Here is a 24,340-nt window from a genome sequence, read left to right as displayed (position 1 = left end):
CATGCCTTATCAAACTCGCTGGTTAGACGACGAAGAGCAGGAGCTATGGCGCCTGCTCCTTGGCGCCGTGCGCAAGATCGATAGGGGAATGGATGAGACGCTTAAGGCCGGCGGTGAGGTATCTGCCTCCGAGTTCGCCGTGCTCGTAGCCCTGTCCGAGGCACCGGAACAACGCCTGCGCCTGCACGAGCTATGCACGCAGTTGGAGTGGGATCGCTCCCGCGCCTCCCACCAAGTAACCAGGATGGAAAAGCGCGGCCTGCTCACTAAAGAACCGGACGAGGAAGATGCTCGCGGCATCAACGTGTGCGTGACCCACGTTGGCCTAGAACACCTGCGGCGTGCCGCTCCGGAGCACGTGGAATCCGTGCGCCGTATGGTCTTTGACCATCTGCAACCCGAAGACGTACCGGCGCTGCGGCGCTTTTTCACCGGAGTTCTTCAGGTCAAAAACATCCCGGGCTATGAGGGGTACGTGCCCGATTCGCTACTACACGGAAAGGATTAAGCTCCATGATGGGACAAGAGCTCTTTGAGCACCCGAAGAAGCAATATAAGACCTACGGGATCACCGCGTTGGAGGAGCTTAGCCCGCGCATCGGCGATCCAGAGGTGCACTTGGACGACGCAGCTAGCGAGGACCAGGTTGCCGCCATGGAGGAGGCACTAGAGGCCTACCCAGATTCCGCTCTCACCTATGACCAAGACACTGAGCTGTGGATCGTCGGCGCGGAAAAGGACATTGAGCGCATGCTTGGTGACCGCGAGTCCTTCGTAGAGGCGCTGCTCAATGATGAGGACCCAGGAATTTAATCGCCGATTTTCGGTGTCAATCAAAAGTGCGAGGAATGCGGCCTTGTAAGCACTTAACTGTTAAGATATCCGTAGTTAATCCTCGGTGGATCGAAAGGTTTTATCATTATGAACGAGCGTGAGGCTCAGGAACAGCGCGAAGCGGCAGCTCGCGATAAGGGCAATGGCTGGGTTCCCGTATTCCTTCAATGGATCCCTTCCATGCTGCTATCCGTAGTGATGCTGGCAGCCATGTTCTTCGGTATGTACTACATCGAGCACGGCACCTTGGACATCACCCAGCCGATCACCAACGAGTTCATTACTCAGTAGCTTCGGCACATAAAAGAATCCGGCTCCCACACAATCGGCGGGGAGCCGGATTATTTTTACTTGCTCAGTGCTTGGCGCCAGGTCATCTTGCGGCCATTGTTCAAAATGGCGCGGCGGTAAATGCGGCCAACCATGACGATAATAAGTGCAGTGGTCAAGGCCATCAGTAGGTAGCTTGCGGCAAGGCCTAGCCAGCTGAGGTTGCCTCCGGCCACCTGCAGCGGAGCGACCAGCATGGAGACTGGCGGCAACCAGGTCATGACCTGCATCCACGTGGCGTCCAGGTGCATCCAGCCGAACATCGGTACATACATGGTGGCAAAGACGAGGAACAGGATAGGTGCCTGCGTGGACTGGAGATCCTCGGTGCGCTGCACCATCGAGCCGGCTGCAGCGTAGAGGCTGCCAAAGAAGAGCAGGCCTAGAATCTCGCCAACAAGGAGCACGGCTACCAAGCCATAGTCCAGCTCGATGTCACTAGCCAGGCCGGTCGCAGCAAGCGAGATTGCACCGCCGCCCAAAATGAGCAGCGTGGCTAGGAATCCAACGATGGTATTGCCCAGAATCTTGCCGGCCAAAAAGTCCACCGGACGCACGGAAGACAAGATAATTTCCACCACTCGGGACGACTTTTCCTCCGTGACGCGGCCGCCAATGAGGCCGGCGAAGGTCATGACGGAAAAGACGACCACCATTGCGCCAATGAGGACCGTGGCTACGCCGGCCATCTTTTGTTCCGTGCCGTCCTCTTCTTCTAAGTTCACCTGATTGACCGTGGTGGATGGGGTAGCGTCTGCTAGGTCCTGTGGGTCGATATTTAGCTTATTCAGCGCCGTTGCTTGTGCTTGAGAAGACACGATTTGGTTGACGGTAGTGGACACGGATGCTGGGGCATCCCCCTTGCTCACGAGATCCCAGCCATCATCCTCGGCCGGCACCAGGGCGGCATCGGCCTCGTCATTTTCCACCAGTTGCTGGGCTTCCGCGCGGTCATTTGCCGCAGTGGCATCGATGCCGGAATCATCAAAAGCAGACGCTTCCATCCCCACGACGGCTACGGAATCCGGTTCGTCATCGCCGCTGAAGAAATTGATAGCGATAGGGGCGATAATGGCACCGAGGATGAGCAGCAGCATGGTGCCTACCACCATCTTCGACTTCAGCGCGACCGCCATCTCACGCTTGGCTACGACCCCGATGGTCTTCATTGTGGAATACTGCATGGCTTAGGCCTCCTCGTTCTGGTTGCTGGTGACGACGTCTTGGAATAGCTCGGTGAGATCCGGAATCTTACGTCCGAAGGAATGTACCGGGCCTGCGGCTAGGGCTGCCTGCAGGATTGCCTGGTCGTCGATGGTTTCATCGGCCTCGAGCACGACGGCATCGGCAGTTTCTGCCACCAGCTCCGTGCCTTCCGGATACCAGCCGCGCGCTGGGGTAGCGACCTCAAAACGGGGAGGGCCTTGGCTGCGCAGCTTATCGACGCCCCCTTCGGCCACCATATGCCCCTTCGTTACAATGCCCACGCGGTCACACAAGCGCTGCACCAGGTCCAACTGGTGCGAGGAGAAAATGACGGGCACACCGCGATTGGCGCGCTCGCGCAGCATGTCTGACATGACGTTGACCGCCACCGGGTCCAGCCCGGAAAATGGCTCATCCAGAATCAGCATGTCTGGGTCATGGATAAGGGAGGCCGCGAGCTGTACTCGCTGCTGATTGCCTAGGGAGAGGTCATCGAGCTTATCGTCCATGCGCTCGCCCAGACCTAACTGTTCTAGGAGCTCAGTTCCGGCGCGCTTGGCGGCGGGCTTATCCATGCCGTGCAGCGTACCGAGGAAGACTAGTTGGCTAAGCAGCGGCTCCTTGCCGTAGAGCCCGCGCTCTTCCGGCATATAGCCAATGCGGCGGCGGTTATCGTCATTGATCGGGGCGTCATCGAAGTAGACTTCGCCAGAGTCTTTGGCCAGCACACCAAGTGCAATGCGCATGGTGGTGGATTTTCCGGCGCCGTTGGATCCGACGAAGCCGAAGATTTCGCCGTCACCAACGCTAAAGGTCATATCACGCAGGGCTTGAGTCTCCCCGAAGGACTTATTGAGGTGGTCAATGGTCAAGGTGGGCATGTGTTAGTCCTCCGAGTTCTGGTTGAAGGTCAGTGCGTAGCCGACAGCGGGCAGGGTGGCAGAGATGAAGTAACTAAAGAGCAAGTAGTAGCCAGCTCCAAGTAAATATTTGGTGCCAATAGTGCCGGTAATTCCTCCGCCTAGGAACCAATTGCCTACGAGAAGGGTGACAAGACCGCCGGCAAAAAGAAACGCGTTAGACAGCTGGAAAGCCTTCCGGCGCCACTGGTCGAGAACCCGGGCCTCGTACTCATCAAGAGAGGACAGCGGCTTGCGGTCTTTGGAATCAATGGACACCCGCAGAATGGTCCAGGGGATGCAAGAAAGCACCATTGCGATAGACATTCCTAACAGTGCCCAGTAAGAAGAAAGCGCCAGTGCGAGTATGAGGAAAATCGCGGATACGGCCACGCAGCCATACATTGCCGCGATTAATCCACGGGTGGGGCCGGGCCTGCGGAACCGTTCGGCGCGGATCGTTGTTGAAACAGGGGCGTCGTTTGCTGTCATGCATTCAAGTGTTGCATAAACCCAACACTCTGGCAACAGTTTCTGCAGATTTTCTCTGAGGTTGACCCTGACGTGGCGTTAGGCGCGACAATGAAGCCATGGACGACATCGATGAAGTTCTTTATACCGTTGGCGAGGTAGCAGCGCTCTTCCGCATTACGGTGCGCACCTTGCACCACTGGGAGGCACAAGGCTTGCTATCTCCCACGTGGCGCAGCTGGTCCAATTACCGGCTGTATACCGAGGAAGACTGCGCCCGCGTGCAGAAGATTCTGATCTACCGCGCTACCGGTATGAAATTGACCGATATTAAACGGCTGCTGGATGGCGATGCTTCCGATCTGGAACATTTACGGAGGCAAAGAGAAAGCCTGCTCGCGCAGCGTGACAGTCTTAGCGACATGCTGGCAGCAATTGACACCTTGATGGAGGATGCAATGAATAACCGAAAGCTCACCACTGAAGAAATTGGGCAGATTGTCGGCGATGCCAACTTCGCCGCGCATCAACAAGAAGCCGAGCAAGCCTACGGATCGAGCGAGGATTGGGGTATGTATCAGCAGCGCACTGCCGGCTGGTCGAAGGAAAACTGGAGCGATGCGCAAGCCGGCGTCGCTGAGGTGGAAAAGGAGCTGGCCCAAGCCGTAGCAGGCGGTGTGGCTGCGGGGTCGGAGGAGGCCCAGGGGCTCGTCGACAAGCACCGCGCAGCACTCAGCGCCTTCTTTCCCGTCACATCAGCGAAACACTTCTTAATCTCGCGCGGCTATGTGGCTGATGAACGCTTCCGTGCCCACTATGAGGCGCAGCAGGAGGGGTTGGCGCAGTGGCTTGCAGACGCGATTGAGCATGCCGCTAGGGCGCAAGGGGTGGATACCGACAACCCGGAGTGGCAATAGAAGGCTCGTGTTCAGCCAGGAAAGACTAGCTGGCCGGAGGGAAAATGAACCGCTGACCACCAGAAAATCTTGGTGGTCAGCGGTGAGTGTGTCCCCGACAGGGATCGAACCTGCGACCTTCGGTACCGGAAACCGATGCTCTAATCCGCTGAGCTACGGAGACATCTCTGGGAGAATTCCCAACGATGTGATTCTAGCGCATGGGTTAGTGGGGGACTAAATCAACCCGGGGGCGTCGGAAGTAGTGACTTCACCGGTGCGCAGGTAGTGCACGCCAATGTCATCAACGACCTTGTTCTTAGAGGCAAAGTGGGCATGGCCAGGGCCATGGACGGTGACAACTCGAGACTGCATCGGCTTCGAGAGGCTGGTGTGGTACTGATACGGCGTTTGTGGGTCGCCCGTAGCCTGAATCTGGAGGGGCTTGGTGGCCAACTTGGAGCCGTCGAGAGGTGCCTGGCCTGTCACTGGCGTGCGGCCGCCACAACCCGCGCCGGAGCCGTAGAGGGAATTGATGAGCGTGAAGGGATCAAGGCTGACGAAGTTGGTCCACAGGTAGCTTGGGTACAGCAGCGGATTGCCCGGCACGGTGTTTTCATTGCAGACGATGAGGTTTTGCATATTCATCGCCTGAGCCACGGCTTCTTGCTCCTTGCGCACTGCCTCCGGATCGGACTGATCGGAATCCAAAGGCTCGCTGCCATTCAAGTGCTTGGCAAAGGCATCCCACTGCGCAGGAACCGGAACAACGACGCGCGTCATGCCCAAAAGCGGGGAGGACACTTGCACGGCATTGGGGTGCTGAATCTTCTGGCTGAGGAACTCCGCCTGCACCCGCAGCGGGCCGGTGGCGGTCATGATGTCCGCGCCAGGCTGTCCGGCAAATTCGAGCCCTGGCGGGAGGTCACCAATCTTGGCATTTGGGGGCAAGACCGTGGGGCGAACGCCGGCCTCGCGGGCTACCTTCTGTGACCACTTTTCATAGACCTGCAGTGGGGTAGTGCCAAGGTGGTACTTGGCGTCATTTTTGGCAATAAAACCGAAGAGGTCGTGCAGTCCCTTTTCGTAGCCGCGCTGTTGCGAAGCAAAGATGCCATTCCACGCCAGCTTGGGGCTCATACCCGAATCCAGCAGGACCTTGCCGGTATGCTCCGGATACTTGGTGGCGTAGGCGGAGCCGAGGTAGGTGCCATAGGAGGTGCCGGCGATGTCAATCTTTTCCTCACCCAAAGCACGGCGCACCATCTCCCAGTCCTGCAGGGTATTCGCGGTGGTCAGCGAATTGGTATAGCCCGGGGTGTGCTTTTCGCAGGCATCGCGGGTGAGCTTACCTACCTGGAGGCTGCCTTGGAGCGGATTACTGGTGGCCGTGGCATCGCACTTTACAGGCGTGGAGCCGGGCAGGCCACGCGGTTGTACACCGATGGTGTCCCACTCATCGCGTACGGCCTGTGGCCATGGAACAGCGGTATTGCCGGCCCATCCATAGGCATCGCCACTTGGGCCACCAGGGTTGGTAAACAACGCGCCACGGCGGGCGCCTGGGTTGGCGGCGGGAACGCGCACGAAGCCGACGCTAATGGTGCCGGCCTGTGGGTTGTCGTAGTACGTAGGCACGTCGATGCGACCGCACTCGGCATTGGCGACGTCTACCTGCTCGGGGCAGTCTTCCCAGGAAATGGCGGGCTTGGTGTCCTGCGGCGCGGGGGCTGGCGCGGCTGTGGCAATCGGCGCAGTGACACCAATGGCGACCGCAGCAGCACCGAGTGTGGCCGCAAGCTTAGAAGAAAAAAGCATAGGTTAGGTCTCCAGAATAAAAGTAATTGGTAGACCTAGCCTATGCTTTCTTGATGCTTTTGGCATCATATTCACAGTAGGTGGGTGCCCTCACCGGCCGGGGCAGGAGAGGGGCTACGCAGTACTACTTAACGATGACAACGATGAGGTCACGCGGGCCGTGTACGCCCTCGACACGAGTGAGCTCGATATCGGAGGTAGCGGACGGGCCGGAGATCCAGGTCGCTGGCTTCTCCGGGTTCATGCGGGAGATGACCTCGGGGATGCCGTAGACGATCTCATTCTGGTGGACGATGCACAGGTGGCGGTCCGGAACCAGGGTCAGTGCGCGACGGCCGCAGCGCTCGTCAGACTCGAGCACGATGGTGCCGGTCTGCGCGGAGGTGACGTGGGAATAAGTGACCACAGCGTCGGTCTCGTTCAGGGTGCGCGGATCGACAGCCTTATCGTCCGGCTTGGCGTCGAAGCCCTCGAAGAGGGTGGCGTCCATGCCTTCGGCGTAACGAATGTCGTTGCACTCGCGGTCCTTGAGGATCGTGGCGATGGTCTGCTTGAGCTCGCTTTCCTCGGTGACGTGCACCTCGGCCTTGTAATCCTCGAGTCGGTCAATGAGCATATCGCGCAGCTCGTCCGCGTTCAGGGTGCCCTCGTGGTGGTAGTCGCGCGGGGCATCAACGTGGTCGGGCAGACCAGCCTGCTTCTGGGCGGAGCGGATGCGGCTTAGGATTTCCTGCTTTGCGTTCACTTTTTGGACTCCTCACGGGCCTCGGCAAGAAGCTCCTTGCCTTCTTCGGACTCGAACCACTGGCGGAAGGACTTCTTTGGCGGAACCGCGGTGTCGCGGCCTTCAGACCAACCGGACATAAACAGTGGCAGGGATTCGATGGTCTTGTTGGTACCACCCAAGATGCGGCCCAAGGCGACCATGTGGGTTGCCTTGTTCCACAGCTTCGGGTTGCTCCACAGAAGCTGAATGGTCTTGAAGAGCTTCGGCTCGATTGGTGGGGTGGCGTGGGTAACCTTCTGGTGGCGGTTTTCCAAAATGACGTCGGAAAGCGGAATCTTCACCGGGCACACCTCGTCGCAGCGGCCACACAGCGAGCACGCATAAGGCAGGCTGGCGGAAGGATCGTTGTGGTCCTTCATGCCGGTCAGCTGCGGCGTCAGGGAAATACCGATCGGGCCAGGGTAGACAGAGCCGTAGGCGTGGCCGCCGGCGCGCTCGTAGACTGGGCAAACATTCAGGCAAGCCGAGCAACGGATGCACTTGAGAGCCTGGTGACCAATCGGGGAGGACAGGGCCGCGGTACGGCCGTTATCCAGCAGCACCAAGTGGAAGTTCTGCGGGCCATCGCCCTCAGTAACGCCGGACCACATGGAGGTGTATGGATTCATGCGCTCTGCCGTGGAAGAACGCGGCAGCAGCTGGAGGAAGACCTCCAGGTCCTGGAAGGTAGGAACCAGCTTTTCGATGCCCATCACGGTAATGAGGGTCTCCGGCAGGGTAAGGCACATGCGGCCATTGCCCTCGGACTCCACGATGTTGATGGTGCCGGTTTCTGCTACACCGAAGTTGGCGCCGGAAATGGCAACCTTGGCCTGCATGAACTGCTCGCGCAGGAACTGGCGGGAAGCCTCGGCCAACTCTGCCGGCTCAGCCTGCAGGGTGTCATCGGTATTCGGCATCTTGTTGACGAAGATATCGCGAATCTCCGCACGGTTGCGGTGGATAGCCGGAACCAGAATGTGGGACGGCTTATCCTCACCTAGCTGCACGATGAGCTCGGCCAGGTCGGTCTCGCGAGCATTGATGCCCGCGGCCTCCAGGTGTTCATTCAAGCCGATTTCCTGGGTGGCCATGGACTTAACCTTGACCACATCGGTCTCGCCGGTAGCGCGAATCAGACCCTCAATGATCTGGTTAGCTTCCTTGGCATCGCGTGCCCAGTGGACGATGCCGCCGCGAGCCTTGACTGCCTCTTCGAACTGCTCGAGCAGTTCTGGCATGCGAGCGGCAACATCTTCCTTGATGGCGGAACCCGCAGCGCGCAGCTCCTGCCAATCGTCCAGCTCCTCCACAGCGTTGGAGCGCTTCTCACGAATGGAGGTGGTGGCGTGTTGCAGGTTGTGGCGCTGGGTGGCGTTATTCAGACCAACGTGTGCCAGGGGAACAAAGGCCTTGCTGCCGCGCAGGTTGCCGTAGCCTTCCGGCGCGCGCGGTGGGGTGGTATCGAGGAAAGAGGTCATTAGAGCATCGTCTCCTTGGAGTAAGCGGCGGAGGTAGGAGTCCATGGGTGCTCCTTGGTGGAAGCCAAGATCTCAGCCATGTGAACGGCGCGAATACCGGAACGCTGGCGGCTGAGGGCACCACCGATGTTCATCAGGCAGGAAGAGTCACCGCCGGTGACGTATTCAGCCTCGGTTTCCTTGACGTGGCGGGTCTTATCGGTGACCATCGCACGGGATACCTCTGCATTCTTGATGGCGAAGGTACCGCCGAAGCCACAGCATTCTTCCTTATTGGGAAGTGTGACTAGGTCAATTCCTTCTACTTCCTGGAGAAGCTGCAGTGGGCGGTCTCCCAGCTTCAAAAAGCGCAGGCCGTGGCAGGAGGGGTGGTACGTCACGCGGTGCGGGAAGAATGCGCCGACATTGGTCACACCGGCGATATCCACTAGGAATTCCGGGAGATCCAAGGTCTTCTGAGTGGTCTTGCGCGCGCCGTCGACGTCGGCGGAGTTGCCAAATCGGTCAGCGATGCGCTCGTGCTGCTCGCGAACGGCGCCGACGCAGGAGCCGGAGGCCGCGACGACATAATCAATGGAGGGGTCGGCAAAGGCATCCGCATAGGAGCGGATCATTCCCAGGGTTTCCTTCTGATAGCCGGTATTGATGTGCATCTGGCCGCAGCAGGTCTGTTCCTCCGGGAAGACCACCTCGTGGCCCAAGCGGGAGAGAACCAGTGCCGTTGCCTTTTGTACGTCCGGGAAAAGGGCGTCACCAATGCAAGTGGAAAATAGCGCAATGCGCATACGGTGCTCCTCGTTGATTTTTTACATGGGGGTAGCCATAACCCTACTCCTTTTAAGCAGTACGTGCGTAATGCGTCCCCCGCTTGACCAGCAATTATTTCGCAATATTAGTGTTGTAGAAAACTGCTATCCACCGTTTGTGCTGCAAAGGCGAACTTTTTGATATAGCCCTTTTCACACTCGTCTTTTCAGTGAACTAGAATCGTGCGACATGACTCCAGCTGATTTGGCCACATTGATTAAAGAATCCGCAATCAAGGTCATGGATGACCATGATCTTGATTCCTCTGTCTTGCCAGAAACGGTAACCGTTGAGCGTCCGCGCAACCCTGAGCACGGCGATTATGCCACCAACGTGGCGCTGCAGGTGGCCAAGAAGGCCGGTGCTAATCCGCGCGAGCTAGGCGGCTGGTTGGCAGAGGCCTTGGCAGACAATGATGCCGTTGCCGAGGCTGACATTGCCGGACCTGGGTTCATTAATATTCGCCTTGCTGCCGACGCCCAGGGAGAGATCGTCGCTCAGATCCTCCGCGCCGGCAAGGAGTACGGTTCTAACGGTTCCTTTGCGGGAAAGAAGGTTAACCTCGAGTTTGTCTCCGCGAACCCGACCGGCCCGATCCACCTTGGCGGCACCCGTTGGGCGGCCGTCGGTGATTCTTTAGGCCGCGTGCTGGAGGCATCCGGCGCAGAGGTTACCCGCGAGTATTACTTCAATGACCACGGCGGCCAGATTGACCGCTTCTCCCGCTCGCTCGTGGCAGCGGCGAAGGGTGAGCCAACCCCAGAAGATGGCTACGGCGGTGCTTATATCCAGGACATTGCTCAGGCCGTGGTAGAGAAGAATCCGTCTGCCCTTGAAGGCAGTGATGAAGAAGTCCAAGAGACCTTCCGCGCAGACGGCGTAGAGATGATGTTTGCGCAGATCAAGCAGTCCCTGCACGAGTTCGGAGTGGACTTTGACGTCTACTTCCATGAGAACTCCCTCTTTGACTCCGGTGCTGTGGATGCAGCGTTGGAAAAGCTCAAGGCCGAAGGCCACATGTATGAGGCGGACAATGCTTGGTGGCTCAAGTCCACCGATTACGGCGATTCCAAGGACCGCGTAGTGGTGAAATCCGATGGCAATGCAGCCTATATTGCCGGTGACATCGCTTACGTGGCCGATAAGTTTGATCGCGGCCACGATTTGAATATCTACATGCTGGGCGCAGACCACCACGGCTATGTGCCGCGTTTGAAGGCGGCAGCGGCTGCCCTAGGCTACGACGCCGATGCCGTCGAGGTTCTTATCGGCCAGCTGGTTAACCTCATACGTGATGGCAAGCCGGTGCGCATGTCTAAGCGCGCAGGCACGGTCATCACCATGGAGGATCTCGTCGCCGCCATTGGCGTGGATGCTTCGCGCTATTCCCTGGTGCGCTCTTCCGTGGACCAAACCATCGATATTGACTTGGGCCTGTGGGAGACGCAGTCTTCCGATAATCCCGTCTACTACGTGCAGTACGGCCACGCCCGTCTATGTTCCATCGCCCGTAAGGCTGCCGAGCTCGGCATCGACGCGGAAGGTGCGGATCTCTCGCTGCTTACCCACGAGCGCGAGGGTGACTTGATTCGTACCTTGGGTGAATTCCCAGCAGTAGTGGAGGAAGCAGCGAAGCTGCGCGAGCCGCACCGCATCGCCCGCTATGCTGAGGATCTTGCCGCGGTATTCCACCGCTTTTATGATTCCTGCCAGGTCCTGCCCAAGGCTGGCGAGGATGAAGCACCAATCCACGGGGCCCGTTTGGCGCTGGCGCAGGCTTCCCGCGTGGTTCTGGCCAATGCCTTGTCCATGGTGGGCGTGAGCACCCCGGAGAAGATGTAAGTGGCGGATTTCAATGAGCTGCCGGCCCACGTCTGGCCGCGCAATGCCCAGCGCGAGGAAGACGGCGTGGTAACCATTGCTGGCGTTCCACTGCCAGATTTGGCGGAGGAATTCCAGACCCCACTTTATGTCTTCGATGAAGATGACTTCCGGTCCCGCTGCCAGGACATGGCCCGCGCTTTCGGTGGACCCGAGCACGTGCACTATGCTTCCAAGGCATTCATCTCAAAGAAGATCGTGAACTGGGTCAATGAGGAAGGCCTGTGCTTGGACGCGGCCTCGCTCAATGAGCTCAAGATTGCCCTAGCCGCAGAGTTTCCAGCCGAGCGCATCACCACGCACGGCAACAATAAGGACGATGAGTACCTGCGTTTGTGCGTAGACGCCGGCGTGGGCCACGTGGTCATTGACAACGAGCTCGAGCTGGAAGAACTTAATCGCATTGCGGGCGAGGCCGGCAAGGTCCAGCCGGTGATGATCCGCGTCAAGCCGGGTGTTGATGCGCATACGCACGAATTCATCGCCACGGCGCATGAGGATCAAAAGTTCGGCATTTCGCTCGCCACGGGCGCGGCCTTTGCTGCGGCCAAGCGTTGCTTGGAGGCGGACAACCTGCACCTGAGCGGCCTGCACTGCCACGTGGGATCCCAGGTATTCAACGCGGAAGGCTTCAAGCTTGCCGCGGAGCGCGTCATGGGGCTGTACCGCCAGATTTACACCGAGCTGGGCGTGACGCTGGAAGAGCTCGATCTAGGCGGCGGCTTTGGTATTCCCTACATGCCCTATGAGGAGGCGCTGGATATTGAGCGCGTGGCCGGCGATATGCTCGGCGCGGTCAAGCACACCGCAGAGGAGTTGGGCATTGAGGCGCCCTTCCTCTTGGTGGAACCGGGTCGCTCCTTGGTCGCCGGATCGGCGGTGACCGTCTACCGCGTGGGTACCGTTAAGGATGTAGAAACTGGCAAGTCGGATCTGCCGCTGCGTCGCTACATCTCCGTCGATGGTGGAATGTCAGACAATATCCGGCCTGCGCTTTACGGTTCGGCCTATGATGTGCGCGTAGTCAACCGCTTTAGCGATGGGGAAGAGGTACCCTCCCGCGTTGTGGGCTTCCATTGCGAGTCCGGCGATATTCTCCTTGAAGACGGCGAGCTGCCCAATGATATCCAGCCGGGAGACTTGATCGCCTTTGCGGCGACTGGCGGCTACCAGTATATGATGTCCTCGCGCTATAACGGTGCGGTGCGCCCAGCGGTCGTCGCCACGCGCGTGGGCCAGACCAAGCCCATGCTGCGCCGCGAGACCGTCGAGGACCTCCTCTCCCTAGAGGTGGATTAACCTCCATCCTTCAGTCCCCGTTACATGGCGGAATTTAATTCACGCCCTGTGACGGGGACTTTTCTATTAATGGCTCTATTTAGGGCGAAAGTAGACAGCTTGTTCTGTATAGTGTCCTGTATCCGCAATTAGCGGGCACAACACCTTTACCCCAACCGCACAATGGAGACGGACTATGGCTGCATCGACTAGCGAGCTTCAGGCACACGAGTATTCCGGCAAGGGCGAGGGCGAGACCGTTGGTATCGCGCTGCTGGGCTTTGGCACCGTTGGTGCCGAGGTCTTTCGCCTGCTGGGGGAGAATGCTCATGCCTTTGCTCACCGCATCGGTGGTCCAGCCGAGATTCGCGGCATCGCCATCCACAATAAGAATAAGCTGCGCCCGGGCGTGCCCCAGGAGCTTTTGACCGATGACGCCAAGGCGCTCGTCGCCCGCGATGATATCGACCTCGTGGTTGAGGTCATCGGCGGTATTGACTTCCCGCGCGAGCTGGTGCTCGCCGCACTCAATTCCGGAAAGTCCGTGGTGACTGCCAATAAGGCCCTGGTTGCTGCGCATGCAGACGAGCTCGCGGAGGCCGCCGACCGTGCCGGTGTAGATCTCTACTTTGAGGCTGCCGTAGCCGCCGCGATTCCGGTGGTGGGCATGCTGCGTCGTTCTCTGGCCGGCGATCAGATAGAGCGCATCTCCGGCATCGTCAATGGCACCACCAACTTCATCTTGGACGCGATGGAGTCCACGGGCGCTTCTTATGATGAAGCGCTGGCGGAGGCTACTCGCCTGGGCTATGCCGAGGCCGATCCCACCGCGGATGTAGAGGGCCATGACGCCGCCTCCAAGGCTGCCATCATGGCGTCTTTGGGTTTCCACACTCGCGTAAAGTTCGAGGACGTCCACTGCGAGGGCATTACCAAGGTCACCGCCGCGGATATCGCCGCGGCCAATGATGCCGGCTATTCCATCAAGCTGCTGGCCATTTGCGAGCGCCTCCAGCGTGAGGACGGCTCCGAGGCGGTCAATGCCCGCGTGCACCCCACGTTGGTGCCTAAGGAGCACCCGTTGGCCTCCGTGAGCGAGTCCTATAATGCCATCTTCGTCGAGGCCGAGGCCGCAGGTTCCCTGATGTTCTACGGCAACGGCGCGGGCGGCAATCCTACGGCTTCTGCCGTGCTTGGCGACGTCGTCGGGGCAGCCCGCAATATTGTCCACGGCGGCCGCGCACCGGGCGAGAATACCTATGCCAACCTGCCCATTGCAGACTTTGGTGAGGTAGACACCCGCTACCACATCGATATGGAGGTCCAGGACCGCACCGGCGTCCTAGCCGCCATCTCCGCAGTGTTTGCTGACAACGGCGTTTCCCTCCGCACCGTGCGTCAGGAAGACGGCGAGGACACCGCCCGCCTCATCGTGGTCACCCATGCCGCGAAGGAGGCCACCTTGGAGACCATTGTGGCCGCTTTGGGCGAGCTCGAAGAGGTCAAGGCCGTTCATTCCGTAATCCGCCTCGGCAGCTAGCCCGGCCAAATAGACTGGACAGCTATGAGCATCGAAGTTGAAGTCGGCACTAAAGCCATCGTGACCGTTCCTGCCTCCACGGCGAACCTTGGCCCAGGATATGACACCTTGGGCATGGCGTTGAGCCTGTATGACACCGTCGAGGTAGAGGTAACCGCCTCGGGCCTTACGGTGGAAATTTTCGGCGAGGGCACAGAAGACCTTCCGCGCGATGGCTCCCACTTGGTGGTCAAGGCGATTCGCTCCGCACTCTCGGCGGCCGACGCCACGGTGCCCGGCCTGCGCGTGGTCTCGCATAATAATATCCCGCAGTCGCGCGGCCTGGGCTCTTCCGCCTCCGCCGCGGTGGCGGGCGTGGCCGCCGGCAATGCGCTGGCGGGAAGCCCGCTGACCCAAGAGCAAGTGGTGCAGCTTTCTTCCGCCTTTGAGGGCCACCCCGATAATGCGGCCGCCTCCGTGTTGGGTGACGCCGTGGTGTCGTGGACCAATGTCCCTGTCGACGGCCATTCTTTGCCGGACTACCGCGCCGCGTCCATCAAGGTACACGAAGATATCCGCGCCACCGCGCTCGTGCCTGATTTCCACGCCTCTACCCAGGCGGTGCGCCGCGTCCTGCCCTCGCACGTGACGCATTCGGATGCGGCGTTCAACGTCTCGCGCACCGCGGTCCAGGTGGCGGCATTGCAGAACTACCCGGATCTCCTGTGGGAGGGAACCCGCGATCGCTTGCACCAGCCGTACCGCGCGGATGTGCTTCCCGTGACCGCGGAGTGGGTCAACCGCCTGCGCAACCGCGGCTATGCGGCCTACCTATCCGGCGCCGGCCCCACCGTCATGGTGTTGCACACCGAGGATATTGAGGAGGGCATTCTTGCCGACGCCCGCGAGCAGAACCTCCGCGTCATCGACCTCACCGTGGCCGGCCCCGTCCGCGTGGAGCTTACGCAGGCTTAATTTTTAGACGGCACACGTTGGGGTGCTGGCGCGGCACCAAGGTGATCGAGGTGTCATCATCGCTGGTTTCTTGCAGGAAGCCAGCGTGTACCGCGCACAGAAACGGCGAAGGTTCGAGACCCGAAGAGACAAACGGGCAAGCATGAAGCTCGATGTCGGTTGAATCGGGTTTGGTGGCAGGATCAAAGCCCATATCGCGCAGGGTGCCAAAAAGCGTATCGAGTGCGCCATCGGAGGCATCCGCGCCTGCGGCGCGCGCCCAGCGTCGCCCGATCTCGAGGGCCTTGGCCGAGGCGGCGTCATCAAGCTCTTCCTTATCCGCCAGCATCGTGGTCAGCACTTCCACCAACGTGATGTATTCCTCTGCCACCGCTTTATTATCCGGTACGCGGGCTTGGAATATGAGGGAGGGGCGCCCGCGGCCCTTACTCGGCGCGGATACTACATTGACGGCCCCAGCGTTGACCAGTTCATCGATGTGTCCGCGAGCGGTGTTGACGTGCATGCCTAGTTCCTCGGCTACGGTGCCGGCCTTGGCGCCTTCGGGGTGGCGTTGCACAGCGGTGAGGACCTCGCGCTGCTTGGGTGAGAGGTTGAGGGCCTCGGGAAAAAGTTCGGTGGTGGGCCGGGGAAGTGAATCAGGCATGGTAGAAATCCGCCTTGGGGGTCTGCGAATACAGAAAAACTAGTTGGGGTGGGCAAAAACGTGTGCTGTAGATATCGCTAAGGATACGATGTTACCCACCGCGACGCCTAAAGCGAACTCGCGGTCTACCGGTACTGTAGCCTCTTGGCCGCCCAGATCAACGCGCAGCTGCGCCGCTGCGAGGCTGGTGGCCTCGACGGCCAAGACGCGCGCTGCCCATTGATTGCAGGCCTCTGGCGCTGCGCCAATTGTGGCCGCATGCGGGTCAAAGGTCACCGCCACCTCCTGTCCGAGTGTAAGAGATGCGTGGTCCGTCGTGGCCAGAACGGTAATATCGCCGCACGCAACTTCTACGGCGGACGCGCCGATCTCGGTTACGGTTCCTTCGAGGCGGTTGAGACCCGCTAGCGCCGCAACGAAGCCTGTCGGCGGTGCCTCAAGCAGACGCGCGGTTGCGCCGTGGGCCCGCACTTGGCCGGATTCCATGACCAGCATGTCCTGCGCTAGGTGCGCGATATCGAGCGCATCATGGGTAACAAGCAGCGTGGTACGGTCTGCGCGGGCCGCGTGCAAGAAGCGGCGCCACCTCTCGGCCGATGTCACATCGACTGCGGCAAGGGGTTCGTCCACAATCAAGACCGCCGGCCGTGCGGCTAGCGCGCGCACCAGCGCCACGTGGGCGGCCTGGCCGCCAGACAAGGCGGGAACGGGGACGTCGGCAAGCTCGTGCAATCCCGCCGCCGCCAGGAGCTCCTGCGCACGGGCTTTATCGCGGGTGACCATGGCTACCGCCTGCACGGCCGTCGACCTTGGCGGCAAGCCCGGACGCTGGGTGAGCAAGACGATGTCGGCGTGCTCCGGGGAGATCTTCCCGCCGCTCAGGCGCCCGGCAATGCGCCCCATCAAGGTCGTCTTGCCGGAACCATTCGGGCCCACCACGGCCGTTATGGCACGCGGGGAAAAATCCGTGCGCACCCCCTCGACGGTCACGGACAGCACCGGCGCATCAGTGGGACGGGTAAGGGCGCGGAGCTTATCGACGTCCATCCCATGCAACCTCCTGGCCTGCGGCTGGTAGCTTCGCCGCCGAAGGGCAGGCAAGCCCGCCAGCGCCAGACAGGCCAAGGCCAACCCGATAAGCAGCGCGGAGAGCACGTACGCGCCATCCGCATCGACCTCGCGCTCCAGATAAATACCCATCGGCATGGTGCGGGTAACCCCCGGCTGCGAGCCGGCAAAGGTCAGGGTCGTGCCAAATTCGCCCAGCGAGCGCGCGAAGGCCAATCCCGCGCCCGTAGCCAAGGCCGGGGCGATGGAGGGAAGGGTAATTTTGCCCAGGACCTCCCACCGGCCCAAGCCCACGCCGCGCGCAGAGGCGAGGATTTCCTGGTCCAGCTGGCGCAATGCCGAATCAACCGCGACCACCACAAAGGGCAGCGCCACAAAGGTCTGCGCCATAACGACCCCGGGGAAGGCGAAGGCGAGGTGGATGCCTAGGGCGTCGAGAAGCGGGGCCAGGTACCCCTTGCGGCCAAAGGCTGCGGTAAGGGCCAAGCCGCCCACCACCGGTGGCATGGCCAAGGGCAGGTAGACCAAGAGGCGCACTACGGAGCTGCCGCGGCCGAGCTGCTGCACCCACAATGCCAGCCCCAAGCCCAGCACGAGCGCAAGGATCATGGATTGGAAAGCGGCTGCCACTGAGATGAGCAGCATATCCCGGATCTCGTCGCGCGCGAGGTAGTCGCTAATGCGCGCCCATGGCACGCGCAGCCCAAGAGCGGCAACGGGGACGATGATGGTCGCCACCGCAATGAGGCCAATAAGGCCGATAAGAAGCGGGGCTTTGGGGCGAATCGGCTGGGGTGAGGACACAGAACTACTCCGCCGGGTTAAAGCCGCGGTCGCGCCAGGTGGACGCAAAGTCGCCGCTCAAGATATCGAGCACCGCGCGAGCCTGATCGGGGTGGGACGCATCCTTGGCTACGGCGCCCACGATCTGGTTAGAGAATTTCTCTGCCCCAGGAAGGTCAATCACCTCAACATCGTCGCCGGCCGCGGCGGCATCGGTGGAGTAGACCCACCCTGCATCGGCCTCGCCCGAGGCAACCTTGCCTAATACGTCAGCCACCTGGCGCTCTTGGGAGGAAGGGTGGACGTCCAGGTGCTTATCGTCGATGATCTGGGAGGAGATATCGCCACAGGGAACTTGGGGATCGCACAGCACGAAGTGGTGGGAGTGGGGGAGATCCTCCACTGACTGGATTCCCGCCGGGTTGCCCTTGGGTACAACCATGACCATGACATTGGTGGCAAGCACCTCGGGCGTGGCAACCGTGCCATCCTGCACCGCCTTATCCATGGTCTTTTTCGATGCCGTGAGGAGAAGATCAGCCGGGGCGCCTTCGCGCAGCTTGCTTACCAAATCGGAGGAGCCGCCATTTTCAAAGTTCAGATTTACCGGCGGTGTGAGCTGGCCTGCGCGCGAAGTGAGTTCGTCATTGATGACGCGGGTGGAGGATGCAGCCAGGACATTGAGCGTGGGAGCATCCGCGTCCTGGGCGGAGGTCGTTGACGTTGGGGGAGCGCAGGCCGCAAGGGCGAATGCGATGGCGGCGAGGAGTGCGGCGGCGCGCTTCTTCATCTGCGGAGGGCTCCTTCTACGGCGGAGAGTGTGACCTATCCAGGATAGCCCTCCGCTCCGCGAAGGGTTTAGCTCACGCGGGTGAACTTGATGTGGAAGTCGTTTTCTTCTTCCTTGAGGTAGTCCAGCTCGAAGTTCTCCTCGCGAGCCTCGACCTCCTTGAGCAGGGGAACCGGATTATGCGGGGCGATGAGGATCATTGCTTCGCCCACGTTGAGGGTGCCGAGTGCGCCGTGGATGGCGCCGTGGCGAACGGCGTGCGGAATTTCGGAGGCATTCAGAGTTGGGATGGAGTGTGGCTTATTGGCATCGGAGATGGGTAGTTGCATAGCGAGTGGTCCTTTCTTAAGGGGTGCGAGTTTCGCTCTGTTAGCAATATTAGTACGATAAAACCCGTGCAAAACAATAGCGTGGCGCATCGCCTCATCTTCCTCGCCTTCGCAGGACTGTCCCTGCTGGTAGGTCTGGTTGCGGGTGCCACCCTCTTGGGGCTGAACGTTACCCCGGGAGCGTCCTTCGCCGCCGACCACGGACCGCTCATGGTCTTCGGTTTCGTGGGCGGAGCCATCGGCCTTGAGCGCACCGTTGCCGTGCGCACCTCCTGGGCATGGGCCGGGCCCGTGTTCCACGTCGCCGGCGTGCTGAGCATTCTCGCCGGCCTGCCGCGGGCGGTCCCGGCCGTGTGTTTTGCCGCGAGCTTCCTTGTCCTTGGCTTCATTTACGCCACCATCTATCGCCGTCAGGCGAGCCTTGCGATCTTGGTGCAGGCAGCCGGAGTTATCGGGGGAATAGCAGCAGCTGCCCTATGGGCCATGGGCCCGGGGTTCGCCGCGGCGATGCCGCTGTGCGTCCTCTACGCCGTGGCCACCATCATCGGCGAGCGCATGGAACTAGCGCGCGTCACCATGGCCGGAACCCGCGCCGAAAACCACCTGACCCTTCTGGTTCTGGGGCTGGCGGCGGCCAGCGTCATCTACGTGCTTGCCCCTGCGGTGGGCTATCGCGCGATGGGCTTGGTGCTCATCGCCATCGCTGCGGCCACCGCGCGGGTGGACGTGGCCAAGAATCTGGTGCGCTCGCACGGCCTGCCGCGCTACTCGGCGGCGTGCATGTTGGCCGGCTACGGCTGGCTCGCCCTCGGCGGTTACCTCTGGCTGCTACACGGACAGTCCACCGGCTTTGCCTATGATGCCTCAGTGCACGCCATCTTCTTGGGCTTTGTCATGTCCATGATTTTTGCGCACGCACCCATCATCTTCACCTCCGTTATCCGCCGCCGATTGCCGTACCACTCAGTGCTCTATGTGCCGGTGGCGCTCTTACATGGCGGCCTCGCGTTGCGCATCCTTGCCGATTGCGCCGAGCACACCACTGCCCTCCACACCGGCGGGGTGGTTACGATATTCGCAGTGTTAATTTTTCTCGCTTGCGGCATTGCCTTGACTGCGAAGGAGGCGCGACGTGCGCATTCATGACGTATCCCTGGCCGCGCGCGGCCGCTGGCATACCCTGAGCGCCGCCATTATCGGTTTGTGGATCTTTACCGGCCTCGGCCTGCTCATCGCTGGCTCCCTGGGTGCTCCGGTGGTGTGGTGGGATATCATCCATCCCTTCACCATTGGTGCGCTGACCACGGCAATCATCGTCTTTTCCACTCACTTCACCGAGGCCTTGACCCGGACTGCGGGCGGGGACTATCGGGGCGTCGGCAGTCGCGTGGGCCTAGTGCAGCTCGGGCTTATCTTGCTGCTCATTGATAGGGCGGGGTATGACTGGGGCCCGCTTGCCGACGCCGCCTCTGCCCTCATCATCACCGCCCTCACCTGGCACCTGTGGTTCATCGCGCGGCGCCTACGCGGCTCATTGTCTGGTTCTTTTGCCGTGACCGTGCCCTTTTATATCGCGGCGGCTGTGTTCATGATTGCCTCCGTGGTGCTTGTCATCCTCAGCGGTAATGGGGTAGGCGAGTACTCCCTCCTCGTCGGCGCCCACTCGCGCGGCATGGTCTGGGGCTTCGCGTGGCTTACCGTCATCGGCACGGTGGTCACGTTGCTCCCCACGCTATCGGCCACGGCGATTTCGCCCACCGCTCGCGCGCGGTGTACTCGCGCGCTCATCGTGCACTGCGTTGGTCTGTCCCTGGCAATGGCGCTGTACGCGGTGGGCCTTACCCGCGCCGCAGGCATGGCCCAACTGCTTGTGGTCCTGGCGGCGGTGCTCATTATCCAGCCGGTGCTTGCCACCGTTATGGGTCGCTCGCCGCGGCTGACCACCGCCACCGTGGCCGTTATCGCCGGACTGCTGTGGATGCTGGCGCTGTGTGCCGGTGACGCTATTTCCGCAGCGGTGGGTGCCTACCCGCGCACCATCACGCTGGTTTTGTTGCCCGCCTTCCTCGGTGCTGGCCTCTTGCAGTTGGTCACCGGGGTCCTGCACCACTTGCTACCGATCCTTACCGGCGCGCGTCCTAATACCGCGGAGCGCACCGGCTACGCCCGTCTGCTGCTCATCAACGTGGGCGGACTGCTGACATTGCTGGGCGCTACCGTGGCCGGGCTTATCATGATGGGGATAGGTCTTGCCGCCAACGTTATCGCCGTCGGCCGAGCCATCTACCTTAAGAAAAGACTGGAGAGTTAAATGCTGAGCGTTTCTTCCTCACAACCTGCGGACAAACCCGCACCCAAAGATTCCTCCTGGGCCTCGTGGCTGCTCATCGGCATCGCGCTGGCGGCGGTCATCGCGCTCGCGGTGGTCAATTCCACCGGCAAGGGTACGGAGTCTGCGGCACCGGTATCCTCCGGCGAAACGCAGACCATTGACGTGGGCGTAGATGGTATGGCCTTTACCCCCTCGTCCATCGATATCGACCCCGGCACCCACCTGGTGGTCAACTTCACCAACTCCGGCGACCAAGTCCATGACCTCAAGATTGGCGACGCCGAGACCGGCCGCGTCGACCCCGGCGAGACCGTTCAACTCGACGCCGGAGTCATCGACTCCTCCGTGGAAGGCTATTGCACCATCGCCGGCCACAAGATGCAGGGCATGACCTTCCAGGTCAACGTAGGAGATGGCCCTGCTGCAGGACATGACCATGCGGTGTCCTCTGCTAGCAACCCGCACGTAGACGTGCCAACCGCCGCCGAACTCGGCGCACAACGCGACGATTTTTCCGCCTTCGACGCCTCTTTGCAGCCGGCCGCTGAGACGAAGACGCACAAAGAGACCTGGACGATGACCGAGGAAGTCGTGGAGGTCGCCCCCGGCATCAAGCAGATGCGCTGGCTCTTCAACGGCCAAGCCCCTGGTCCCACCCTGCGCGGCAAGGTGGGCGATAAATTCGAAATCACCATCAAGAACGAGGGCTCCATGGCCCACTCCATTGACTTCCACGCCGGCGAGGTCAACCCAGATAAGACCATGAAATCCATCCAGCCGGGCGAGGAATTGACCTACAAGTTCACCGCGAACCGCTCCGGCATCTGGATGTATCACTGCTCCACGATGCCCATGTCCCTACACATCGCCAACGGCATGGCCGGCAACGTCATCATCGATCCGCCGGACCTTAAGCCCGTTGACGCGGAGTATAACTTCATGGCCACCGACATCTTCCTCGGCGAGGAATCCACCGGCGCCGACGCCCAGCGCGTTGCCGACGGCCGCTTCGACCTGATGGCCTTCAATTACTACCCTGGCCAGTATGACGCAGAGCCCATCAAGGCCAAGGTAGGCGATACCGTCCGTCTGTGGCTGACCAACCTAGGCCCCGACCAGCCGCTGAGCTTCCATGTTGTAGGCGAACAATTCGATACCGCCTACAAGGAAGGCGCCTACCTCATCAAGAATGAAGACTCCACCGGTTCACAAGCCCTTGACCTCCTCCCGGCGCAAGGCGGATTCGTCGAAATGACCTTCAACGAGCCCGGTACCTATTCCTTTGTCAACCACATCATGACTAACGCGGAGAAAGGCCAGCACGGCAAGTTCATCGTTACCGAGTAGCCCTCCCGGGGTTCGGCCCCTCCCGCTCCTCCCGCCCTTCGCGCTCACCAGCGACCGTTCTTGGTCATATTTCATGCCCACCGTGAGCGTGAAGGGCGGGTTTTCGTATTCGTCCACCCCTCGCGCTCACCGGGGAGGCAGTTTCGCGTTTGCTGCGGTTCCCAGTGACCGCGAAGGGCGATGGGGAGGGCGAGGGCGCGAGGGGAGGGTATGAGAAAACCGCCGCGGGTCCCGAGAGACGGCGCGGCGGCTGAATGTGAGGGGTTTAGTTAGGCTCCGTGTCCCGGAGTTTCGCCCTCGAGTTGCTTGCGGTTGGAGCGGATGGGTTCCCACGCGGTATTAGAACGCATCGGGGTGGTGCGATTATCGCGGGAGCGGTAGACCACGTACGGGCGGGTGACGTAACCAACCGGTGCAGAGAAGGCATGCACGAGGCGGGTAAAAGGCCATACCGCGATGATGGTGAAGCCCGCGAGGACATGGACCTTGAACTGCCACGGGGCATCGGCCATGAGCTCCGGCTGGATATTGAAGATGAGCAGTTGGCGCAGCCACGGAGAGATGGTCTCGCGGTAGTCGTAGCCGCCGGTACCGGCGATGTCGAAAAGCTGCAGCGTAAAGGTGGCAAAGGAACCAGAAATCAGTGCCAAGGCCAGGAAGACGTACATGACCTTGTCCGAGGTGGAGGTGGACAAGAACACAGAGCGGTTCTTCAGGCGGCGGTAGAGCAGGCCGGCGAAGCCGAGGAGGACGGCCAGAGCGGCGATGGAACCTGGAATCGTCGCGAGCAGGTGGTAGGCGTGATCGTTGATTCCAACGGCGCGAGTCCACGACTTGGGGAATGCCAAGCCCATGAGGTGGCCGATGATGACAAAGACCATGCCCCAGTGGAAGAGCGGGGAGGACAAGCGCAGCAGCTTGGACTCATAGATTTGAGAGGAGTGGGTGGTCCAGCCAAATTGGTCGGAGCGCCACCGCCAGAAAATACCCACAATAAATGCGGCGATGGCCAGCCACGGGAACGCACCCCAGAGGAAGTTATCAAACATAGTGTGTCCTTAGACGAGGTCAGGTTGGGTGGTGGGGAAGGGAAGATCGGCGATGCCTACCATCTCGGCAGGCGGGCCGGTGCGGATGAGGTCCACGTACTTTTGGGCGGTATCGGTGTCAATTTCCGGCAAAGCTTTGCACAGCGCGACGACCAGGCTGATATAGGGCGAACCAACGTGTGACAGCGCAGCGCGCAGCACCTCGATGCCTTCGCGGTAGCTGGCGACGAGCTCGACAGCGCGGTCATGCTCGGCGCCCTCGGTCATGGCCAGCGCCTCAAGGACTACGCAGAGGTGATCCGGCAGTTCGTCATCCGAAATATGGAAACCGAGGGATTGCAGCTGCTCGCGGAAGGACAAGATGGCCATGCCGCGTTGGCGGGTATCGCCAACAGCGAAATAGGACAGGTACAGCGAGCAGCGGCGGCGCTGATCGAAGGTTTCCACATAGTGTTCTTCGAGCCCGCGCGGGCCCACACTGCGGGCCCACTCGGCGAAGTCCACGAAATCGCTGGCGATGGCCAGTGGCAACTGATCCACCTGCTCCTCCACGATGGCTAAGCGGTCCATAATGTCCGCGCCGGGGTAGTCCAGCAGGACGGAGACGGACATGGCAACAATGCGGCGTTGCTCCTCCGTGACGTGTACAGGCGTGACGAACTCGTGCGGTACCTTGCCGGTATGGGTGCGCAGGGTCTTTTCGACGTCCTTGGCGCCGCCCATCGTGCCAATGCCGGCTGGGGTGCCGAAGCCGGCCACGGGGGCGTCGGCAAGCGGGGGCTTGGGCGCGAGCGTGGCTTGGCGTTTGCGGAGCTTATCCAGAATATTCATGGTT

At 60.8% G+C, this 24,340-nt stretch carries 24 protein-coding genes and 1 tRNA gene; 11 read left to right on the top strand and 14 right to left on the bottom strand.

Annotated features, from left to right (window positions below):
* Window position 1: 1 nt before the first annotated feature.
* From QP909_RS04475 to QP909_RS04465, 3 genes are all read left to right on the top strand, one after another.
* Window positions 2-508, top strand: a complete 507-nt coding sequence (locus tag QP909_RS04475) for a MarR family winged helix-turn-helix transcriptional regulator (protein ID WP_284766304.1) — start codon at window positions 2-4, stop codon at window positions 506-508.
* 5 nt (window positions 509-513) lie between these two features.
* The gene (locus QP909_RS04470; RefSeq protein ID WP_179386355.1) at window positions 514-813 is read left to right on the top strand and encodes a molecular chaperone GrpE; all 300 of its coding nucleotides are present in this window, start codon (window positions 514-516) and stop codon (window positions 811-813) included.
* A gap of 108 nt (window positions 814-921) precedes the next feature.
* Window positions 922-1,125: a hypothetical protein gene (locus QP909_RS04465; RefSeq protein ID WP_284766303.1), complete on the top strand. Its 204-nt coding sequence runs from the start codon at window positions 922-924 to the stop codon at window positions 1,123-1,125.
* 56 nt (window positions 1,126-1,181) lie between these two features.
* On the opposite strand, the gene QP909_RS04460 is transcribed toward QP909_RS04465, so the two are convergent.
* Genes QP909_RS04460 through QP909_RS04450 form a run of 3 tightly spaced genes read right to left on the bottom strand, consistent with a single transcriptional unit; the run spans window position 1,182 to window position 3,761 of the window.
* Window positions 1,182-2,348: an ABC transporter permease gene (locus tag QP909_RS04460; protein WP_284766302.1), complete on the bottom strand. Its 1,167-nt coding sequence runs from the start codon at window positions 2,346-2,348 to the stop codon at window positions 1,182-1,184.
* 3 nt (window positions 2,349-2,351) lie between these two features.
* Window positions 2,352-3,251, bottom strand: a complete 900-nt coding sequence (locus tag QP909_RS04455) for an ABC transporter ATP-binding protein (RefSeq protein ID WP_179386357.1) — start codon at window positions 3,249-3,251, stop codon at window positions 2,352-2,354.
* A gap of 3 nt (window positions 3,252-3,254) precedes the next feature.
* Window positions 3,255-3,761: a hypothetical protein gene (locus QP909_RS04450; RefSeq protein ID WP_284766301.1), complete on the bottom strand. Its 507-nt coding sequence runs from the start codon at window positions 3,759-3,761 to the stop codon at window positions 3,255-3,257.
* A 98-nt stretch (window positions 3,762-3,859) separates the two neighbouring features.
* Between QP909_RS04450 and QP909_RS04445 the strand changes: the two genes are divergently transcribed.
* A complete protein-coding gene (locus QP909_RS04445) occupies window positions 3,860-4,657 on the top strand; it encodes a MerR family transcriptional regulator (RefSeq protein WP_284766300.1) in 798 nt (265 codons plus the stop codon).
* A gap of 89 nt (window positions 4,658-4,746) precedes the next feature.
* On the opposite strand, the gene QP909_RS04440 is transcribed toward QP909_RS04445, so the two are convergent.
* From QP909_RS04440 to QP909_RS04420, 5 genes are all read right to left on the bottom strand, one after another.
* A tRNA-Arg gene (locus QP909_RS04440) sits at window positions 4,747-4,820 on the bottom strand.
* 53 nt (window positions 4,821-4,873) lie between these two features.
* Complete coding sequence (locus QP909_RS04435; protein WP_284766299.1) at window positions 4,874-6,454, bottom strand: alpha/beta fold hydrolase; 1,581 nt, start codon at window positions 6,452-6,454, stop codon at window positions 4,874-4,876.
* Window positions 6,455-6,578: 124 nt separating this feature from the next.
* Entirely contained in the window at window positions 6,579-7,199 is a 621-nt protein-coding gene (locus QP909_RS04430; RefSeq protein WP_284766298.1) for a LutC/YkgG family protein, read from the bottom strand.
* The gene (locus QP909_RS04425) at window positions 7,196-8,701 is read right to left on the bottom strand and encodes a lactate utilization protein B (protein ID WP_239278031.1); all 1,506 of its coding nucleotides are present in this window, start codon (window positions 8,699-8,701) and stop codon (window positions 7,196-7,198) included. Before QP909_RS04425 ends, QP909_RS04430 begins: the two co-directional genes overlap by 4 nt.
* Window positions 8,701-9,486, bottom strand: a complete 786-nt coding sequence (locus QP909_RS04420) for a (Fe-S)-binding protein (RefSeq protein ID WP_198493254.1) — start codon at window positions 9,484-9,486, stop codon at window positions 8,701-8,703. The genes QP909_RS04425 and QP909_RS04420 overlap by 1 nt, the downstream gene beginning before the upstream one ends.
* Before the next feature lie 211 nt (window positions 9,487-9,697).
* On the opposite strand from QP909_RS04420, the gene argS reads away from it, so the two are divergent.
* From argS to thrB, 4 genes are all read left to right on the top strand, one after another.
* Entirely contained in the window at window positions 9,698-11,350 is a 1,653-nt protein-coding gene (gene argS / locus QP909_RS04415; protein ID WP_284766297.1) for an arginine--tRNA ligase, read from the top strand.
* Window positions 11,351-12,688 (top strand): diaminopimelate decarboxylase, encoded by a 1,338-nt coding sequence (gene lysA, locus QP909_RS04410; RefSeq protein WP_284766296.1) that lies wholly within the window; start codon window positions 11,351-11,353, stop codon window positions 12,686-12,688.
* A gap of 175 nt (window positions 12,689-12,863) precedes the next feature.
* Window positions 12,864-14,207: a homoserine dehydrogenase gene (locus QP909_RS04405; protein ID WP_284766295.1), complete on the top strand. Its 1,344-nt coding sequence runs from the start codon at window positions 12,864-12,866 to the stop codon at window positions 14,205-14,207.
* Between the two features lie 24 nt (window positions 14,208-14,231).
* Window positions 14,232-15,161, top strand: a complete 930-nt coding sequence (gene thrB, locus QP909_RS04400; RefSeq protein ID WP_284766294.1) for a homoserine kinase — start codon at window positions 14,232-14,234, stop codon at window positions 15,159-15,161.
* Here the strand turns inward: thrB and QP909_RS04395 are convergent.
* From QP909_RS04395 to QP909_RS04380, 4 genes are all read right to left on the bottom strand, one after another.
* Window positions 15,148-15,807 carry a helix-turn-helix transcriptional regulator gene (locus QP909_RS04395; protein ID WP_284766293.1) on the bottom strand — a complete coding sequence of 220 codons (660 nt, stop codon included), beginning with the start codon at window positions 15,805-15,807 and terminating at the stop codon, window positions 15,148-15,150. The genes thrB and QP909_RS04395 overlap by 14 nt on opposite strands.
* A 39-nt stretch (window positions 15,808-15,846) precedes the next feature.
* Window positions 15,847-17,679, bottom strand: coding sequence for an ATP-binding cassette domain-containing protein (locus QP909_RS04390; RefSeq protein WP_284766292.1), 1,833 nt, complete (start codon window positions 17,677-17,679; stop codon window positions 15,847-15,849).
* A 4-nt stretch (window positions 17,680-17,683) separates the two neighbouring features.
* Window positions 17,684-18,448, bottom strand: a complete 765-nt coding sequence (gene modA / locus QP909_RS04385; RefSeq protein ID WP_284766291.1) for a molybdate ABC transporter substrate-binding protein — start codon at window positions 18,446-18,448, stop codon at window positions 17,684-17,686.
* Window positions 18,449-18,516: 68 nt separating this feature from the next.
* The gene (locus QP909_RS04380) at window positions 18,517-18,777 is read right to left on the bottom strand and encodes a DUF2249 domain-containing protein (protein ID WP_239235769.1); all 261 of its coding nucleotides are present in this window, start codon (window positions 18,775-18,777) and stop codon (window positions 18,517-18,519) included.
* Between the two features lie 66 nt (window positions 18,778-18,843).
* Between QP909_RS04380 and QP909_RS04375 the strand changes: the two genes are divergently transcribed.
* Genes QP909_RS04375 through QP909_RS04365 form a run of 3 tightly spaced genes read left to right on the top strand, consistent with a single transcriptional unit; the run spans window position 18,844 to window position 22,456 of the window.
* Window positions 18,844-19,923 (top strand): DUF8744 domain-containing protein, encoded by a 1,080-nt coding sequence (locus QP909_RS04375; protein WP_284766290.1) that lies wholly within the window; start codon window positions 18,844-18,846, stop codon window positions 19,921-19,923.
* Complete coding sequence (locus QP909_RS04370) at window positions 19,910-21,088, top strand: beta-carotene 15,15'-monooxygenase (protein ID WP_239277953.1); 1,179 nt, start codon at window positions 19,910-19,912, stop codon at window positions 21,086-21,088. Before QP909_RS04375 ends, QP909_RS04370 begins: the two co-directional genes overlap by 14 nt.
* The gene (locus QP909_RS04365) at window positions 21,089-22,456 is read left to right on the top strand and encodes a multicopper oxidase domain-containing protein (RefSeq protein WP_284766289.1); all 1,368 of its coding nucleotides are present in this window, start codon (window positions 21,089-21,091) and stop codon (window positions 22,454-22,456) included.
* A gap of 269 nt (window positions 22,457-22,725) precedes the next feature.
* Here the strand turns inward: QP909_RS04365 and narI are convergent, their stop codons facing one another.
* Window positions 22,726-23,505, bottom strand: coding sequence for a respiratory nitrate reductase subunit gamma (gene narI / locus QP909_RS04360; protein WP_284766288.1), 780 nt, complete (start codon window positions 23,503-23,505; stop codon window positions 22,726-22,728).
* Window positions 23,506-23,514: 9 nt separating this feature from the next.
* Window positions 23,515-24,336, bottom strand: coding sequence for a nitrate reductase molybdenum cofactor assembly chaperone (gene narJ, locus QP909_RS04355; RefSeq protein ID WP_284766287.1), 822 nt, complete (start codon window positions 24,334-24,336; stop codon window positions 23,515-23,517).
* Window positions 24,337-24,340: the final 4 nt, after the last annotated feature.

It is taken from the genome of Corynebacterium sp. MSK195, from assembly GCF_030228885.1.
Taxonomy (GTDB): domain Bacteria; phylum Actinomycetota; class Actinomycetes; order Mycobacteriales; family Mycobacteriaceae; genus Corynebacterium.
This window is presented reverse-complemented; position numbering and strand designations above follow the sequence as displayed.